The organism is Pseudomonas sp. RIT411 (assembly GCF_003057735.2).
Classification (GTDB): domain Bacteria; phylum Pseudomonadota; class Gammaproteobacteria; order Pseudomonadales; family Pseudomonadaceae; genus Chryseomonas; species Chryseomonas oryzihabitans.
Genome location: NZ_QBIZ02000001.1, coordinates 256,315 through 273,208 on the forward strand (window position 1 = coordinate 256,315; position 16,894 = coordinate 273,208).

9 protein-coding genes and 1 pseudogene are annotated in these 16,894 nt (G+C 68.5%); 8 read left to right on the forward strand and 2 right to left on the reverse strand.

Annotated features, from left to right (window positions below; all coding sequences use genetic code 11):
* Window positions 1–554: 554 nt before the first annotated feature.
* The 8 genes and pseudogenes from DBY63_RS01190 to DBY63_RS01225 form a co-directional block, all read left to right on the forward strand.
* Window positions 555–737 (forward strand): annotated as a pseudogene (locus tag DBY63_RS01190) (general stress protein); the annotation flags it as partial.
* Between the two features lie 218 nt (window positions 738–955).
* Window positions 956–2,761 carry a methyl-accepting chemotaxis protein gene (locus DBY63_RS01195; protein ID WP_027601902.1) on the forward strand — a complete coding sequence of 602 codons (1,806 nt, stop codon included), beginning with the start codon at window positions 956–958 and terminating at the stop codon, window positions 2,759–2,761.
* A 2-nt stretch (window positions 2,762–2,763) separates the two neighbouring features.
* Complete coding sequence (locus DBY63_RS01200; protein WP_108581080.1) at window positions 2,764–3,219, forward strand: chemotaxis protein CheW; 456 nt, start codon at window positions 2,764–2,766, stop codon at window positions 3,217–3,219.
* Window positions 3,216–4,466, forward strand: a complete 1,251-nt coding sequence (locus DBY63_RS01205) for a protein-glutamate O-methyltransferase CheR (RefSeq protein WP_108581081.1) — start codon at window positions 3,216–3,218, stop codon at window positions 4,464–4,466. The genes DBY63_RS01200 and DBY63_RS01205 overlap by 4 nt, the downstream gene beginning before the upstream one ends.
* A complete protein-coding gene (locus tag DBY63_RS01210; RefSeq protein WP_044340740.1) occupies window positions 4,463–4,990 on the forward strand; it encodes a chemotaxis protein CheW in 528 nt (175 codons plus the stop codon). The genes DBY63_RS01205 and DBY63_RS01210 overlap by 4 nt, the downstream gene beginning before the upstream one ends.
* Window positions 4,987–7,173 (forward strand): response regulator, encoded by a 2,187-nt coding sequence (locus DBY63_RS01215; RefSeq protein WP_108581082.1) that lies wholly within the window; start codon window positions 4,987–4,989, stop codon window positions 7,171–7,173. The genes DBY63_RS01210 and DBY63_RS01215 overlap by 4 nt, the downstream gene beginning before the upstream one ends.
* Window positions 7,170–8,207 (forward strand): chemotaxis-specific protein-glutamate methyltransferase CheB, encoded by a 1,038-nt coding sequence (gene cheB / locus DBY63_RS01220; RefSeq protein WP_027599839.1) that lies wholly within the window; start codon window positions 7,170–7,172, stop codon window positions 8,205–8,207. Before DBY63_RS01215 ends, cheB begins: the two co-directional genes overlap by 4 nt.
* A gap of 96 nt (window positions 8,208–8,303) precedes the next feature.
* Entirely contained in the window at window positions 8,304–9,332 is a 1,029-nt protein-coding gene (locus DBY63_RS01225; RefSeq protein ID WP_027599840.1) for a diguanylate cyclase, read from the forward strand.
* 18 nt (window positions 9,333–9,350) lie between these two features.
* On the opposite strand, the gene DBY63_RS01230 is transcribed toward DBY63_RS01225, so the two are convergent.
* Together DBY63_RS01230 and DBY63_RS01235 are read right to left on the reverse strand one after the other, a co-directional pair.
* The gene (locus DBY63_RS01230; RefSeq protein WP_108581083.1) at window positions 9,351–10,265 is read right to left on the reverse strand and encodes a diguanylate cyclase; all 915 of its coding nucleotides are present in this window, start codon (window positions 10,263–10,265) and stop codon (window positions 9,351–9,353) included.
* A 6-nt stretch (window positions 10,266–10,271) separates the two neighbouring features.
* Window positions 10,272–16,877, reverse strand: coding sequence for a response regulator (locus DBY63_RS01235; RefSeq protein ID WP_108581084.1), 6,606 nt, complete (start codon window positions 16,875–16,877; stop codon window positions 10,272–10,274).
* Window positions 16,878–16,894: the final 17 nt, after the last annotated feature.

The window sequence follows — 16,894 nt, forward strand, 5'->3', positions numbered from 1 at the left end:
CTTATCGGAGAAACTCTTTACCGGGCACGTCGTTATATCCAGATGCCTTTCCGGACCATTCAGCAACGAGAGGCTCTAGCCAAGCCGTCCGCATTCTTCCACCGGCATCGAAAGAGCGCTACTCTGTAACATCGAACAAGCAGGTACGCGCGACGAAGATGATAATTTTCAGGCGACTCCAGAACGCGACTTCGATAAAGGCGTCTGAATGCCTGAGCGTATCAAACCCCAGCGAAAACGCTCCCTGCAGCAAGATGTTTCAAGAATTTTCAGCGCCAGACAGGGGTTCCAACCGGAAAGTTATTCCGACCTTGGCCGAATTCTTTTACAGCTCCTGTACAACTTTTCCGGAAACGGCTCTAGCAGGACAAAGTTCAAGTTTAAGTCTGTATCGAAGTTGCACCTCGTATAACAATATATCCCTCCATCAGCCCGCTCGAACTCGCTTTATAAACCCCTACTCTCAATATCCGAATCGCTTAGCCTTTGGGGGCACGCATTCAACTGTTCAATAATTGAAAGTGGGAGAAGTTCTTATGGCCAACAAAAGTAGCAATCCAGGTAACTTCGCCAACAATCGCGAGCGCGCCGCCGAGGCGGGTCGCAAGGGCGGACGGGCGAGCGGCGGCAACTTCGCCAACAACCCGGCCCGGGCGTCCGAAGCCGGGCGCAAGGGTGGCCAGAACAGCCATGGCACCCGCCGTCCCGAGGCCGCGAACGACGCCGCGGCGACCTGAGGCATTCTGCCCCCATGGCAGCCGCCTCGGATCAGAGACTCCGGGCCGGCTGCTACCTTTGCTTCTCGCTTACCCTCCTGCCCCGCCGCCCGCCGCCTATCCTGCTCCTCCAGTGAGTTCCAACTCACACAAATGCATGACCGTGCTACTTTTATCGGACAACCCGAGTGGTCCCCAGGGCTCGCTCTCCCTGCTTCTGTCCGTCTGCGCCGGTGCCCATGCTCAACAACATTCGCATCCAGAACAAACTCTTCGCCGGCTTCGCCGCCATCATCGCCCTGGTGGTCCTGCTGCTCTGGCTGACCTATGCCGCCTTGCAGAGCCTGGTCGACGCCAACCGCTGGGACAGGCACACCGCCGAGGTGCTGCTGTCGGTTACGGCGCTGGACAACAATCTGCTGGAAACCCGCGCCAGATTGCGCACCTTCTGGTACTCAGGCGCTAGCGCCGATGCCGATACCGCGCGCCAGGCGCTGACGTCCCTGACCGCGGCCGTCCGTGTGCCCCAGCAACTGACCCAGGACAACGCCAGCCAGCAGCAGCGCTTCGCGCGCCTGAGCGCCGATCTCGACAACTGGCGGCAGAACACCTTCGAGCCCCTCCTGCGCCTGCGCGAGACGGGCAACCTCAGTCCGGCTCAACTGGCCAACGAACCGCTGGTCACCGCCCTGTCCACCCAGGTCACCAACCTGCGCCAGCAGATCCAGGGCATAGGCGACGAAGAGCGCCGGCTGTCCGCGCAACGGGCGGGCCATACCGAGGAAGTGCGTGACCAGCTGACCTGGACCCTGGTGGCCGGCGGCACCTTCTGCGTCCTGCTGGCCGCCCTCATCGCCTGGTTGCTGTCCCATCACCTGTTGCGCTCGATTCGGCGCCTGACCGACACCGTGGCGCGCATCTCCGCCGGTGACAGCGGCGCTCGGGTGCAGGTGCTAGGCCGTGACGAACTCGCCCAGGTGGGCCTGGCCTTCAATCAGATGGCGCAGCAGATCCAGGACGACCACGCGCGCGAACAGGCGCTGATGCACCGCCTGCGCGCCGATGTGGACGACCTGCTCGGGGTGGTCAACCGGGCTGCCGCGGGCGACCTCACCGGGCGCACCAGCGTCACCGGCGACGACGCCATCGGCCAACTGGCTCGCGGCCTGAGCAAGATGATCGAGGACCTGCGCGGCATGATCGCCAAGGTGCAGCGCGCCGGTATCCAGGTGACCTCTTCCACCACCGAGATCGCCGCCTCCTCCCGCCAGCAGGAGGCCACCAGCATCGAGCAGGCGCAGACCAGCGTGGAAGTGCTGAGCACCACGCGGGAGATCGCCGCCAACGCCAATGCCCTGGTGCGCACCATGGAAGAAGCCGTGCAGGTCGCCGACGAGACCACCCAGGGCGCGGAGCAGGCGCGTAGCAGCCTGGCGAGCATGGACGGCACCATGCAGCGCATGGTGGCCGCCACCGATTCCATCAACGCCAAGCTCGCCGCCCTGTCGGAGAAGTCCAGCCACATCAACAAGGTGCTGACCACCATCACCAAGGTCGCCGATCAGACCAACCTGCTGTCGCTCAACGCCGCCATCGAGGCGGAAAAGGCCGGCGAGGCCGGGCGGGGTTTTTCGGTGGTGGCCACCGAGATCCGCCGGCTGTCCGACCAGACCACCGCCGCCACCGACGACATCGAGCAGATGCTCAAGGACATGAATTCCGCGGTGTCCGCCAGCGTCATGGGCATGGACAAGTTTTCCGAGGAGATCCGCCGCAGCGTGCAGGAGGTGGCCAGCGTCAGCGACCAGCTGGCCGAGGTGATCGAGGACGTGCAGAAGCTGCCGGCGCGCTTCGACATCGTGCTGGAGGGCATGCAGTCCCAGGCCGTGGGCGCCGGCCAGATCGCCGAGACCATCACCCAGCTCAACGACAGCACCCAGCAGACCACCGAGGCGCTCAAGGCTACCAGCGAGGCGGTCCAGTATCTGCAGCAGGCAGCCCAGGACCTGCAGAGCAGCGTCGCTACCTTCTCGGTCACTCGTTGAGCATGCAGATCCTGGTCTTCCAGCTGGCCGAGGCCGCGGCGGCCCTGCCGACGACGGCGATCCGCCAGGTGCTGCCCCTGCTGCAGCTCACCCGCTTTCCTACGGCGCCCGCGGGCGTCGCCGGCCTGATGAATCTGCACGGCGCGGCGATCCCGGTGGTCGACGTCACCGCCATGAGCGGCGGCCCAGCGGCCCGGGCGCGCCAGGACACCCGCATCCTGCTGGTGGACTTCACCCTGCCCGAGGGCGGTAGCCGTCCGCTCGGCCTGGTGGTGGAAGGCGTCGCCGGCGTGCGCCGGGTCACCGCCCGCGCGCCGCGACCGGCCGGCGTCCGCCTGCCCGACTACCCCTGGCTCGGCGAAGTGCTGGAGACGCCCGAGGGCCTCTGGCTGTGGCTGGAACCGGATCGCTTGCTCTCGCCAACCCTGGCCGCCCTGCTGTTCCAGGAGGCCGCGTGAAGCTCGATCCCCGGCTGGCGCCCCTGGTGCGGGCGCGCACCGGTCTGGCCATCGCCGACGACATGCTCGGTCGCGCCATCCGCCAGCGCCTGCGCGAGCGCCAGGAGGGCGATGCGGAGGCCTATATGGCGCGCATCCTCGACGACGAAGGCGAATTCGCCGATCTGCTGGACCTGCTGGTCATCCCCGAGACCTGGTTCTTTCGCGATCCCCAGGCGATCGCCCACGCCGCCCGCTTCGCCCAGGAGCGCCACGCCCGCAGCGGCGCGCCGGTGCGGCTGCTTAGTCTGCCCTGCTCCACCGGCGAGGAGCCCTATACCCTGGCCATGGCGCTGTTCGATACCGGCCTGCCCGCACAGGCCTTCCAGGTCACCGCGGTGGACATCAACGAGCCGTCCCTGGAGCGCGCCCGCCGCGGCCTCTATGGGCGCAATTCCTTTCGCGCCCGCGACCTCGGCTTTCGCGATCGCTATTTCGACGCCGAGGGCGATCGCCAGCGCCTGGCCGAACGGGTGCGCAACCAGGTGCGCTTTCGCCAGGGCAACATCCTGCAGCTGGGCAGCCTGCGCGACGGCGCGCCCTTCGACGTGGTGCTCTGCCGCAATCTGCTGATCTATTTCGACGACCAGACCCAGGGCCGTGCTCTCAGCCACCTGGCCGCCCTGATGCACGACGACGGCCTGCTCTGCGTCGGCAGTTCGGAAATGGTCAGCGCCATGCGGCATGGCTTCGCCAGCCTGGGCGTGGCCCACGCCTCGGCACTGGTCAAACGCCAGGCCGCAGGCGCCGAACCCGCGCGTCCGCACCCACAGCCGGCGTCGCCACGGCGCAAGGCCGCGGTGCGACCGCCGCCCCCGGCGCCGCCGCTGCCCGCCCGCCTGCGCGCCAGAAGCACACCCGCACCCGCTCCGATAACACCGGTCGCCAGCAGCGCTCAGCCGCTCGATGAAGCCCAGCGCCTGGCCGACGCCGGGCGTGGCGCCGAAGCCGAGGCGCTGCTGCGCGACCTGCTCGAGGCGGATCGCAGCCAGGCCGGTGCCCACTTCCTGCTGGCGCTGATCCTGCCCGACGACCGCGCCGCCGAAGCCGAGCGGGCGCTGCGCCAGGCCCTCTATCTGGAGCCGGGACACTATCCCGCCCTCTGTCGCCTGGCGCTGATCTGCGAAAGAGCCGGCCGCCTCGACGAAGCCGGACGCCTGCGCGAGCGCGCCGCGCGCATCCAGACCCGCGCCGGTGACGACGCATGAGCCTGAATCGTGAACTCAGCGCCCTGGAGCGCGCCGCCTGGGCCGAGCACTATGCCGAACCCCTGGACGACCGCCAGGCGCGCTCGGCCAGCGCCCTGGTCTTTCGTCTGGGCGCCGAATGGCTGGGGCTGCCGGGCAGTTGCCTGGTGACCGCCACCGAACCCACCGCCGTGCACCGCGTTCCTCACCGGCGTTCGCCACTGCTCCGCGGCATCGTCCCGGTACGCGGCCAGCTGCAGCCCTGCATTGCCCTGGAGCTGCTGCTGGCGGTGGCACCGGGTGCCCAGACCCGTGGCTTTCCGCGCCTGCTGCTGTTGCATGTCGGCCGCCGCGACTGGGCCGTGCAGGTGGACGAGGTGCTGGGGCTGCAGCGCTATGCCCCCGGCGAGGTGCAGCCGCCTCCCGCGACCCTGGGCGGCGACTTGCTCAGCTATCTGGGCGGTGTCTATCGCGAAGGCGAGTACCAGGTCGGCCTGCTCGATCTGCCACGGCTGGAGCGGGCCCTGGAGGAGGCGCTGCGATGAGCCAGCCACCGCGCGATGTGCGCGAGATGTCCCTCTATGATCTCTTCGCCAGCGAAGTGCAGAGTCATCTGCAGCCGCTGGATGCCGGCCTGCTGCGTCTGGAGCGCGATCCCTCAGACACGGGGGTGATCGAGCCGATGATGCGCGCGGCCCATTCCATCAAGGGTGCGGCGCGCATCGTCGATCTCGACGGCCTGGTGGAGTTGGCCCATGCCATGGAGGACTGCCTGGTCGCCGTTCAGGCCGGGCGCCGCAGGCTCGGACCGGCGGATATCGACCAGCTGTTTCGCTGCGTCGATGTTCTCGGCGAGGTCAGTCGCCTGGACGAAGGCGCCAGCCAGCGCTGGCAGCGCGAGCAGCGTGATGCCCAGCGGGCACTGGCGCACGCGCTCAGCGCCACTGACAGCGAAGCGCCCCCGCCTGTCGTGGCCGCCCCCCAGGAGCCGATGCCTGCCCCGGCGGTCCAGGACGAACCGGCACCCGACGCCGAGCGCAGTCGGGATCCGCTGCGGGTGGACAGTGGTCGCTTCAACCAGATTCTCGCCCTCACCAGCGAGGCGCGGGTCATGGGCCTCGGCCTGCATGGCCTGGTCCAGGGCTTCCAGGGCTATCGCGCCGAATTGCAGGGACTGTTCGGCCAGGCCCAGGCGGTCAGCAGCGAGTTGCGTCAGCGCCAGGAAGGCCTGCTCGATCGCTATCAGCAGCAGCTGCAGGCCCTGGAAGCCTATGAGCGGCGCCTGCTCGGGGTCTGCCAGGGGCTGCTGGACGAGGTGCTGGGGGTGCGCATGCGCCCGCTGCGCGATGCCGTCCAGGGCTTTCCGCGACTGGTGCGCGACCTGGCCCGGGGGCTGGACAAGGACGCCGTGCTGCAGGTGGACGGCGCCGACACCCTGATCGATCGCGAGGTGCTGGCGCGGCTGGAAAGCCCGCTCAATCACCTCCTGCGCAACGCCGTTGACCACGGCCTGGAAACCCCGGCCGAACGCCGCGCTCTGGGCAAGCCCGAGTGCGGCCAGATTCGCCTCGAGGCGCGGCATGTCGCCGGCCGCCTGCAGGTCAGTCTGCACGACGACGGTCGTGGCCTGGACTTGGAGCGCATCCGCGCCGCGGTGATCGCCCGCCGCCTCAGTCCGCCGCCAGTGGCCGCCGAGCTGAGCCCGGCGGAGTTACTGGAATTCCTGCTGCTGCCCGGCTTCAGTCTCAAGGAGACGGTGACCGAGCTGTCCGGGCGCGGCGTGGGCCTGGACGTGGTGGCTGACGCCATTCGCGCCCTGGATGGCGAGGTCCGCCTGGAAACCCGCCCGGGGCTGGGCTTCAGCACCCACCTGCTGGTTCCGGTCAGCCGCTCCATCGTCCGCGCCCTCATCGTCGACATCGCCGGCGAGGCCTATGCCCTGCCGGTCAACCGGATCGAACGGGTGCTGCGCCTGGATCCGGCCGCGGTGCACTCGCTGGAGGGCAAGGCCTTCTTCCTGCTCGGCGAAGATCGCCTGGGCCTGGTCGCCGCCCATCAGCTGCTGGAGCTGGACGGCGCGCCACCCAGCGGCGATCTCGCCGTGCTGGTGATCGGCAGCGGCGACCGGCGCTACGGGCTGGTGGTGGATCGCCTGCGGGGCGAGCAGGGCCTGGCGCTCAAGCCGCTGGACGAGATCTTTGGCAAGTTGCGCTCGGTCACCGCCGGGGCGCTGCTCGACGACGGCAGTCCGGTGCTCCTGCTGGACGTCGCCGATCTGCTCACCGGCATCGAGCGCCTGCTCGGCGAAGGCCGCCTGCGCCAGGTGCAGAGCGGCGCCGTCCTGGACAGCCGGCGGGTCAAGCGTATTCTGGTGGTGGACGACTCCCTCACGGTGCGCGAGATGGAGCGCAAGCTGCTGGAAGGCCAGGGCTACCAGGTGGAGGTCGCGGTGGATGGCATGGATGGCTGGAACGCCGTCCGCGCCGGCGAATTCGACATGCTGCTGTCGGACATCGACATGCCCCGCATGAACGGTATCGAACTGGTGGAACTGGTGCGCCGCGATCCGCGTCTGCATGCGCTGCCGGTGATGATCGTGTCCTACAAGGATCGCCCGGAAGACCGGCTCAAGGGCATGCAGGCCGGTGCCGACTACTACCTGACCAAGGGCAGCTTCCACGACGATGCCCTGATCACCGCCGTGCAGGACCTCATCGGAGCGCCATGAGAATCGCCATCGTCAACGATCTGCTGCTGGCCACCGAAGCCCTGCGCCGCCTGCTGACGGGCGACGGTCGCCATACGGTCGCCTGGATCGCCCACGATGGCGAGGAAGCGGTGGCGCGCTGCGCCGAGGACCGCCCGGATCTGATCCTCATGGATCTGCAGATGCCCCGTCTGGACGGCATCGAGGCCACCCGCCGGATCATGGCCCAGTCGCCCTGCGCCATCCTCATGGTCACCGCCACCCCCGACGACTGCGAAGGCGTGTTTCGCGCCATGGGCGCCGGCGCCCTCGACGTGACCGCCACCCCGGCCCTGAGCGGCGGCGCCGACGGCGGCGCCCTGCTACGCAAGATCGCCCGTATCGAACCCCTGGTGCGCCTGCCGGAACGCGCCGCCCGCCCGCAACCGGTCAGCGCTGCCGCTCCCGCCGATCGCGCCCAGGCGACGCCGGACACCCTGGTGGCCATCGGCGCCTCCACCGGTGGCCCGGCAGCCCTGGTCAGTCTGTTCGAGGCCTGGGCGCCCACGCCCCAGGCCAGCGTGGTGCTGGTACAGCACATCGATCGGCGCTTCGCCCCCAGCTTCATCGGCTGGCTCGGCACCCAGATCGCCTGGCCGGTCACCGCCGCCCTGCCCGGCGCCCTGCCCGCCCCCGGTCAGGTGTCCGTCGCCCTGGGTGACGACCATCTGCTGCTGGACGAGCGCGGTCGCTTCGCCTACACCGCCGAACCGGTGGATTACCCCTATCGTCCCTCGGTGGATGTGTTCTTCGACAACCTCGCCAGCCACCCGCTGCGGGCCGCCAAGGCCCTGGGGATCCTGCTGACCGGCATGGGCCGTGATGGCGCCAGCGGCCTCTATGCCCTGCGCCAGAGCGGTTGTCCGACCCTGGCCCAGGATGAGGCCAGTTGTGCCGTATACGGCATGCCCGCGGCTGCGGTTAGAATGGGCGCCGCGGAGCGCGTACTCAGCCCCACGCAGATCGGTGCCTGGCTGCAACGACGCTTCGGCAACGGCTCGCGGAACAGCATATGACAGGTCGCCAACAGGAGCGTTGGACGACGCAGTGGCAGGGACTGGCCAAGAAGAGACGCGGGACGTTTGACCCCGCCCGCACAAGGACTCGCAGTAATGGCCACGCACGAGGGTAATACCCTGGACAGCCTGACCGCACCCAAGGTGCGCCTGCTGCTGGTGGACGATCAGCTGATCATCATCGAAGCCCTGCGGCGGATGATCGCCGATCAGCCCGACATCGAGCTGCATTACTGCCTGGACGCCCACCAGGCGGTCAGCATGGCCCTGCAACTCAAGCCCACGGTGGTCCTGCAGGACCTGATCATGCCGGAGATCGACGGCCTGGAAACGGTCAAGCGTTTCCGTGCCGAACCAGCGCTGCGCGACGTGCCCATCGTGGTGCTCTCCTCCAAGGAGGACCCCCAGGTCAAGGCGCAGAGCTTCGCCACCGGCGCCAACGACTATCTGGTCAAGTTGCCCGACAAGCTGGAACTGCTGGCGCGGGTGCGCTACCACTCCGAGGCCCATGTGCTGCGCGCCCAGCGCGACGAGGCCTTTCGCTTCCTGCGCGAAAGCCAGCGCCAGCTTGCCGAGGCCAATATCCAGCTGCAGAAGCTGGTGGCCATCGACAGCCTCACCGGCATCAACAACCGCCGCCATTTCGACCAGACCTACGAAGGCGAATGGCTGCGCGCCCGGCGCAATCGCCAGCCGCTGGCCCTGCTGCTGTGCGACGTCGACCACTTCAAGCGCTACAACGACACCTATGGCCACCTCAGCGGCGATCTCTGCCTGAAGAAGGTGGCGGCGGTGCTCACCGAGCAACTCAAGCGACCGGCCGACCTGGTGGCCCGCTACGGGGGCGAGGAATTCGCCATGGTGCTGCCGGAGACCGACGCCGAGGGCGCGCTCAAGGTCGCCGAGGCCTGCCGGGCCGGTGTCGAGCGGTTGCAGGTGGCCCACTCCGGCAGCGACCTGGGCTTCGTCACCATCTCCATCGGCGTCGGCAGCATCCAGCCGCAGAGCGGTGACGACCACGAAGCCTTCATCGAGCGCACCGACCAGGCGCTGTACCAGGCCAAGGCCGAAGGCCGCAACCGGGTGCACCTGGTCAAGGGCAGCGGCAAGGACCTCCCGGCCTAGGGACGCGGCGGCTGCAACCTAGAAGCTGCGACTGACCAGGCGATTACGCCCTTCGGCCTTGGCCTGGTAGAGCAGGTTGTCGGCGGCCTTGAGCAGGCCCTCCGGGGTCTGCTCGGGGGTCGGATTACAGCAGGCCAGGCCCATGCTCATGGTCAGCCAGAGCCGGTCCTCGGCCAGCGGATGAGCGATGCGCAATTCGGCGATGCCCTGCCGACAGCGTTCCAGCACCGCTTCGGCGGCCGTGCGCGAGGCGCCCGGTAGCAGCAGCACGAACTCCTCCCCACCATAACGCGCCAGGCAGTCCCGCTCGCGGATACGCTGTTCCAGCACCTGGGCGACCCGCGCCAGCGCCTGATCGCCGGCGCCATGGCCATGGGTATCGTTGTACTGCTTGAAGTAGTCGATATCGAGCATGGCGATGGCCAGCGAGCCCCGCCGGCTGACCGCCAGCTGCCACTCGATCGCCAGCTGCTCGTCGAAGCGGCGGCGATTGCCCACTGCGGTCAGCGGATCCATGTGCGCCAGCTCTTCGAGCAGTCGCCGCTGGCGGGCCAGTTGCAGGTGCAGCCGCACCCGCGCCAGCACGGCCATAGGATTGAAGGGCTTCTGGATGAAGTCGCTGGCGCCCAGTTCGAAACACTCCACCTCGCGGTGCAGGTCATTGGCCGCGGTAATGAAGATCACCGGGATGGCACTGGTCTCGGCGCGGCGCTTGAACAGCTGGATCAGTTGCAGGCCGTCGATGCCGGGCATCACCACGTCCAGCAGGATGAGGTCGGGGTGCTCGCGGGCGGCCTTGGTCAGGGCCTGCACCCCGCTCTTGGCCAGCATGATGCGCGCCTCGTCGCGCAGCAGGTCGCCGAGGACGCGCAGATTGCTCTTCTGATCGTCGACGATGAGGATCAACGGCAGGTCCGGACGGCGCCCCTCCATGGGCACCTAGCTCGACCGCTGTCCGGCCTGCCGCACCCGTCGCAGCAGATCCGCGGTGGCATCGGCGGCATGCTCGAACTCCACCTCGTTCACCCATTCGCGAATGCGTACCACGTCGGCGCTGTGGGGCGTGCTCACGCAGGCGCGCAGCAGGGTGTCGAGGACCTCCTCGGCAGCGAAATCCGACGTTTGCAGCAGGGCGATCAGGCGTTCGAGCAGGGCCTCCAGCTCCTCGACCGTGCCCTCCTCGCCACCGGCCACCTCGACCAGGATCTCGTCGAGAGACGCCAGGCAGCGCTCAGCCTCGGCGTGCAGGCGGCGCACGTCCTCGCCGATGGGCTGGGCCAGGCGGATCCTGTTGGTCAGGCGTTGCGCCGCTTCCTGCAGGTCGATGGCGCCGACATAGGCGGCGGTGGCCTGCAGGCCGTGGGCGCACTCGAACAGCGCGGTGACATCGTCCGCCGCACGCCAGGCGGAGATCCGCCCCGGCAATTCGGCCTGTTGCACGCGGAAATCGCGGATCAGCTGTTCATAGAGTTCGGCGCTGCCGCGCAGCAGGCGCAGCGCCGACTCGGGTTCGAGCACCGCACTGGCACGCGCCCGCGCCAGCACGCCGATCTCCTTGACCTCCACGACCTCTTCCACCGCCTTGCGCTCGGCCCGTTGCAGCTGCTCGAGATTGGCCCAGGCGGCGATGATGCGGAACAGTTCGGCGGGATCGAGCGGCTTGACCAGATGATCGTTCATGCCGGCATCCAGGCAGCGCTCGCGATCGCCCGGCAGGCCGTTGGCGGTCATGGCGATGACCGGCAACCCAGCCAGCGCCGGTCGGGTACGCAATTCGCGGGTGGCCGACAGGCCGTCCAGGCGTGGCATATGGACGTCCATCAGTACCAGGTCGTAGCGCTGCTGTTCCAGCTGGTCCAGCGCGGCCTGGCCGTCTTCGGCCACGTCGATCAGGATGCCGCTGCCCTGCAGGAAGCCGATGACCACCTGGCGGTTGATGGCGTTGTCGTCCACCAGCAGCAGGCGGATGCCCTGCAGATCCACCACACTCTGGCCCACCGTCGGCGCGGCGACCGGCGCCAGGCCCAGTCCGGACAGCAGTCGCTGCACGGCGGGACCGGTGACCGGTTTGTCGAGAAGCTCCAGACCCGGCAGATCCTCGCCCAGGCTGCGCACCTCTTCCGCCTCGTAGGGCGAGGCCAGCAGGGTCACTGCCAACTCCGGCTGCCGGGCGCGCAGCTGGCGCGCCAGGGCCAGGCCGTCTTCGCCGCCCAGGCGCCAGTCGACGATGGCCAGTTCGAAGACCGACGTGGCCATGGCCGACAGGGCCTGCTCGGTGGATTCGGCTTCCACCACCTGCATGCCCAGTTCGCGTAGCCGTTGCCCCAGGGTGCGCCGGGCCAGGCCGTGGTCGTCCACCAGCAGGACCTGGCGCGGGGTCTGGCTGGGCAGCCGCTCGGGCTCGCCCACCACGGGCAGGGTCAGCCGCAGGGTAAAGCAGGAGCCGCGCCCGGCTTCGCTGTGGACGTCGAGGGTGCCGCCCATGAGTTCGGTGAGCTGGCGGGAGATCGCCAGGCCCAGGCCAGTCCCGCCATAGCGGCGGCTGATGGAGCCGTCCGCCTGGGTGAAGGGCTGGAAGAGTTGTGCCTGCTGGGCCTCGGTCAGGCCGATGCCGGTGTCTTCCACCGCCAAACTGAAATGGGCACGACCGGCTTCGCAGACCGCGCCGACCCGGATCAGCACATGGCCCCGCTCGGTGAACTTGACCGCATTGCTCAGCAGATTGACCAGCACCTGCTGCAGGCGCAGCGGATCGCCTTCCAGCGCCAGGGGAATGTCCGGACCGCAATCCAGCACCAGTTCGACACCCTTCTCATGGGCCTTGAGGGCGCAGAGATTGAGGGTTCGTTCGAGCACCTTGGCCAGGTTGAAGCCCAGCTGTTCGAGCTGGGTACCGCCGGCTTCGTTGCGCGAATAGTCGAGCACGTCGTTGATCACGCTCAGCAGGGTCTCGCCGGAATCGAGGATCTTGCCGACATGGCCGCGCTGTTCGCCGGACAGCCGGGTACCCAGGGTCAGGCGGCTGAGGCCGATCACCGCATTGAGCGGGGTGCGGATCTCGTGGCTCATGGTCGCCAGGAACAGCGACTTGGCCGCGGCCGCCTCTTCGGCGCGAATGCGCGCCTGGTCCAGTTCGAGGGTGCGCTCGCCGACGCGCTGCTCCAGGGTCTCGTAAATCTGCGCGTGTTCCAGAGAGATCGCCGCCTGGGTGGCCAGGATGCTCAGCACCTGCAACCGCCCCGGGGTGAAGGCCTGGGCCAGCAGGTTGTTTTCCAGATAGAGGATGCCGATCAGGCGATTCTGGCGCAGCACCGGCAGGCAGCAGACCGACCGCGGACGGCGCGCGCGCATGTAGGCGTCGCGGACGAACCGACCGGCACGGGCGGCGTCGTCGAGAATCACCGGCTCGCGATGGCGGATCACATGGGACACCAGGGTCAGGGGCACCAGACCCTCGCCGGCATCCTGCTCGTTCAGCGCCAGCGGCAGTCCCTGCAGCACCTTGGGCTCGGCGGCGCCACTGCAGACCGAGGCCTGCACCAGCCAGCGCCCGCCCTCGGGCAACAGCAGCAAGCCATGCTGAGCGCCGCCCTCCTCCAGGATGATGCGCATCATCCGCGCCAGCAGCTGATCCAGCGCCAGTTCGTTGGAGATGGTCTGCAGCGACTTGAGCACCGACAGCCAGTCCAGGCGCATGATGTCGCTGGTGGACTGGGCCTGGGTGCGCTGCACCGTCAGGGGAGCGGCCTCGGCCACGCGCAACCAGTGGGGAAATTCGTTTTCCAGCGCCTGGGCCTTGGCTGCGGCGCCCCAGTGCAGATAGCTGCGCTGGGCGTCCTGCAGGTAGGTCCGGGCGATGCGCGGACGCTGCTGTTCCAGCCAGAAACGCCCATAGAGTTCCTCGGCCAGCGCCGCACCCTGGCGGAAGCCATGCAGCCGCGCGGATTCCAGGGCCTGCTCATAGAGGTCCATGGCGGCGTCAGCGCGGCCCTCACGGCGCGCCCGTTCAGCGGCCACCAGGTCGCGCTTGTGGGCGAAGTTTTCCGGGCAGTGCGCCGCCCAACCACTCAACCGCTCCTGGGCGGTCTCGATCTTGGCCAGGGTCTCGCCTGCCAGTTCGCCCTCGGCGAGCAGGATCAGCGCCTGATAGAAGGCGTGCTCGGCGATGCTGAACCAGCCGAAGCTGGCCGCCAGCGAGGCCTCCATGGCTTCGGCGTGCTGCCGGGCCTGGGGCAGTCGGCGGAACAGCAGCGCCGCCTGCATCTTGTTGAAGTCGTAGTAGTTCAGGCAGAGGACATGCCCGCTGTCCTGCATCTGCCGCACCAGCGCCGCTTCGTCCTGGCCCTCCTCGTCCCAGGTCTCCTGACTTGGGGTGAGGCCCTGCAGCAGGCGCAGCGACTGGCGCAGGATGGTAAATATCTCCAGGGTGTTGGGATCGCCGATCCCCAGCAGGATCCGCTCGATCTCCGCCGTCTCGCCGAGGATGTCGTCCAGCGGCGCGCCGGCGTGCTGCAGGTGCTTGAGGATGTGGAAGGCGCTGTAGGCGGTGAAGATGATCTCACCGGTGCGCTGACCGGCCGCCAGGGCCTCGCGCAGCAGGGCGACGTTGTCCGCTATGGGGCTCGACCAGGGGCTGTTGGTCACCGCGAACATGGTGTAGACCTTGCACTTGAGCGGCAGATTGCCGGTGCGGTCGACCAGGTCGACGGCCAGCCGCCCGACCTGATAACCCAGCTCGTAGCGACCGTGGAAGGCCGACAGCAGCGAGCCGTAGTTGGCATAGCCGAAGGGCGAGAGATCGCCGTTGCCGTACTGGATCGACAGCTTGACGATGCGCATGACCGCCAGCAGGCTCATTGGCAGGTCGACGTTGATCGCCGGCCCCCAGAGCAGGCCCAGCAGGCGGATCAGCAACTGGGCGCGCGGGTCTTCCATGCGCGGCAGGTCGAGCAGCGCCGCCGGGTTGCGCGTGGCCAGCCAGGCCTCGACCTCGGCGCTGTCGGCGCCAATGGCCTGATTGATGGCGTCCGGTGCCTCCGGCCAAGGCTCGTCCAGTGCCTGGATACCGGCCTTGGCCACGGTCAAGGCTTCGGTGAAGCGCCCGAGGCCGCTGTAGAGATCGATCTGCAGGGCCCGCACCCCGGCTTCCTCGAAGGTGCTGCGCGCGCGCGGCAACAGCAGTTCGCAGATGCGCAGGGCCTCGTTGGCATCGCCACAGAGGTGCGCGACCTCGGCCCATTCCCGATGCAGCTGGAACAGCAGCGCGTGGCAGCTCTCCCAGGCGGCGGCGTCGATCAGCGTAACGGCCGTGCGCAGGAAATCCTGGGCGGCCGGATAGGCATTGGCCTGGCGCGCCTTGCGGGCGGCGTCCAGGTTTAGCTCCAGCAGCTGCAGCCGCTCGGCGGGCGTCTCGATCAGGGCGACGGCCAGGTTGAGGTGACTGACCGCGTCCAGTCGCGTGGCGCTGCCTTCGGCCAGATACAGCTGCCCGGCGCGCAGATGGACCCGTTCGCGCTCGGCGGGCGCCAGCAGCGAATGGGCGGCATGGCGTACCTGATCGTGCAGGAAGCTGTAGTGGGTGGGCGTCTGCTCACCCGCCTGGCCACCCTCGGGCTCGGTGAGCAGGCCTTCCTGCACCAGCGACTGGCAGCGCCGGCGGATGTCCGCGGGCGATTCCGCCATCAGCGCGGCCAGGCGGTCGCTGGAGAAATGGGTGCCCAGGCAGGCTGCCCATTGCAGCAGCTGCGAGGTGGCGGCCGGCAGGTCCTTGAGCTTGCCCACCATGAAGTCGACGACGTTGTCGTAGACGTCCAGCGCCTGGAGCCGGGCCAGCTCCCAGTGCCACTGGCCGGTCTCGCCGTCGAATTCCAGCAGGCCTTCCTGCTGCAGGCTGCGCAGCAACTGCTCGATGAAGAAGGGATTGCCAAGGGTCTTGTCCAGGCAGAGGCCGGCCAGGGCCGCCTGGTCTTCCGCCGGTGCCGGCAGCAGCTCGGCGATCAGTCGCTCGATTTCCACCCGCGACAGCGGTCCCAGCGACACATTGCGGATCAGCGCCGCACCCAGCAACCGTTCCAGGGCACTGCCCGACAGCTGCTCTTCACGATGGGTCGCCACCAGCAGCAGCGGCCCCTGATCGCCGCGGGCCAGCAGGCGCTCGATCAGCCGCAGCGACGGGCTGTCGGCCCACTGCAGATCGTCCAGCCACAGCAGCAGCGGCCGGGAGTCCGCGGCAAAGGCCAGCAGCAGCGCGATCACGGCTTCGTCGAAACGTTGCTCGGCCTGCAGCGGCGGCAACTCGGCCACCGGTGCCTGGGGCCCGAGCCAGCTGGCCAGCTCGGGCGAGACCTCGGTCAGCACCCCGGCGTTGCCCCCCAGGCCCTCCACCAGGCGGTCGGCAAAGGCCTCGTCCAGGGTCTGGCCGATCTCCACCAGTTCGCGCACGGCCTGGCGCAGGGCGCCATAGGGCACCTCCTTGCCAAGGGTCTCGAACTTGCCGTGGGCGAGCAGCACCCGATCGCCCTGGCGGCGGACGAAGGCCTGCACCAGCGCCGATTTGCCCACCCCGGACTGGCCGCTGACAAAGACGGCTTCGCTCCGACCCAGGGTCGCCCGGGCCAGTGCCTCTTCCAGCAAGCGCAGCGGCGCGCCGCGCCCCTGCAGGGTACGCACCGGCACCAGTCGCGCGGGCGGATCCTGCTCCCCGAGGGCGAAGGGCGTCCGCTCACCGGCCTGATGGGCCGCCTGGCAGCGCTGCAGATCGCGCAGGATGCCGAAGCAGCCCTGGTAGCGCTCTTCGGCGGCCTTGGCCATGAGCTTGTCCACCAGCGCCGCCAGCATCGGCGGTACCGTCGGCACCCGCTCGACCAGCGAGGGTGCGCGCATCGCCAGGTGCGCATGCACCAGCTCCAGCGGATCCTGGGCGCGGAACGGCGGCTCGCCAGCGAGCATCTCGTAGAAGGTCACGCCCAGCGCATAGAAGTCGCTGCGGTAGTCCTGGTGCCGCCCGGTCCGTCCGCTCTGTTCCGGGGCGAGATAGGTCAGCGAGCCCTCCAGGCGGCTGTCGCTGCCCTGGACGGCGCCAAAGGCCGTGGCGATGCCCAGATCGGTGAGTCTTAGGCTGCCGGTGGTGCAGTTGCAGACGATGTTGCGCGGATTGAGGTCGTTGTGGGCGATGCGCAGCCGGTGCAGCCGCGCCAGGGCGCGGACAATGGCCAGTGCCCAGTCGAAGAAGTCGTCCAGCGCCAGCGGTCCGGCGGCGAGCAACTCGGCCAGGTCGCTACCACCGATGTCTTCGAGCACCAGCACCTGGCGACCCTGGTATTCCAGCAGTTCCAGGGCGGCGCTCACCGCCCCGCTGGCACTGGCGCGGCGGGTCAGCTCGAATTCATGGCGCAGCCCGGCCTGGGCCTGGGGCGTGGGATAGTCGGCGGCCAGCTGCTTGAGGATCACCGGCTGGCCATCGACCAGGCGTGTGCCGCGGTAGATCAGGGCATGGCGGCTTTCGCTCACCCGCGTCTTGCAGCTGTAGCCTGGAATCCTCAACACCGCGTTCGCCTCGATCC

Excerpts from the sequence above, each read along its gene's own strand:
- DBY63_RS01225 (WP_027599840.1), top strand. The coding sequence starts at position 8,304 with ATGGCCACGCACGAGGGTAATACCCTGGACAGCCTGACCGCACCCAAG.
- DBY63_RS01215 (WP_108581082.1), top strand. The coding sequence starts at position 4,987 with ATGAGCCAGCCACCGCGCGATGTGCGCGAGATGTCCCTCTATGATCTC.
- DBY63_RS01200 (WP_108581080.1), top strand. The coding sequence starts at position 2,764 with ATGCAGATCCTGGTCTTCCAGCTGGCCGAGGCCGCGGCGGCCCTGCCG.
- DBY63_RS01195 (WP_027601902.1), top strand. The coding sequence starts at position 956 with ATGCTCAACAACATTCGCATCCAGAACAAACTCTTCGCCGGCTTCGCC.
- cheB (WP_027599839.1), top strand. The coding sequence starts at position 7,170 with ATGAGAATCGCCATCGTCAACGATCTGCTGCTGGCCACCGAAGCCCTG.
- DBY63_RS01210 (WP_044340740.1), top strand. The coding sequence starts at position 4,463 with ATGAGCCTGAATCGTGAACTCAGCGCCCTGGAGCGCGCCGCCTGGGCC.
- DBY63_RS01230 (WP_108581083.1), bottom strand. The coding sequence starts at position 10,265 with ATGGAGGGGCGCCGTCCGGACCTGCCGTTGATCCTCATCGTCGACGAT.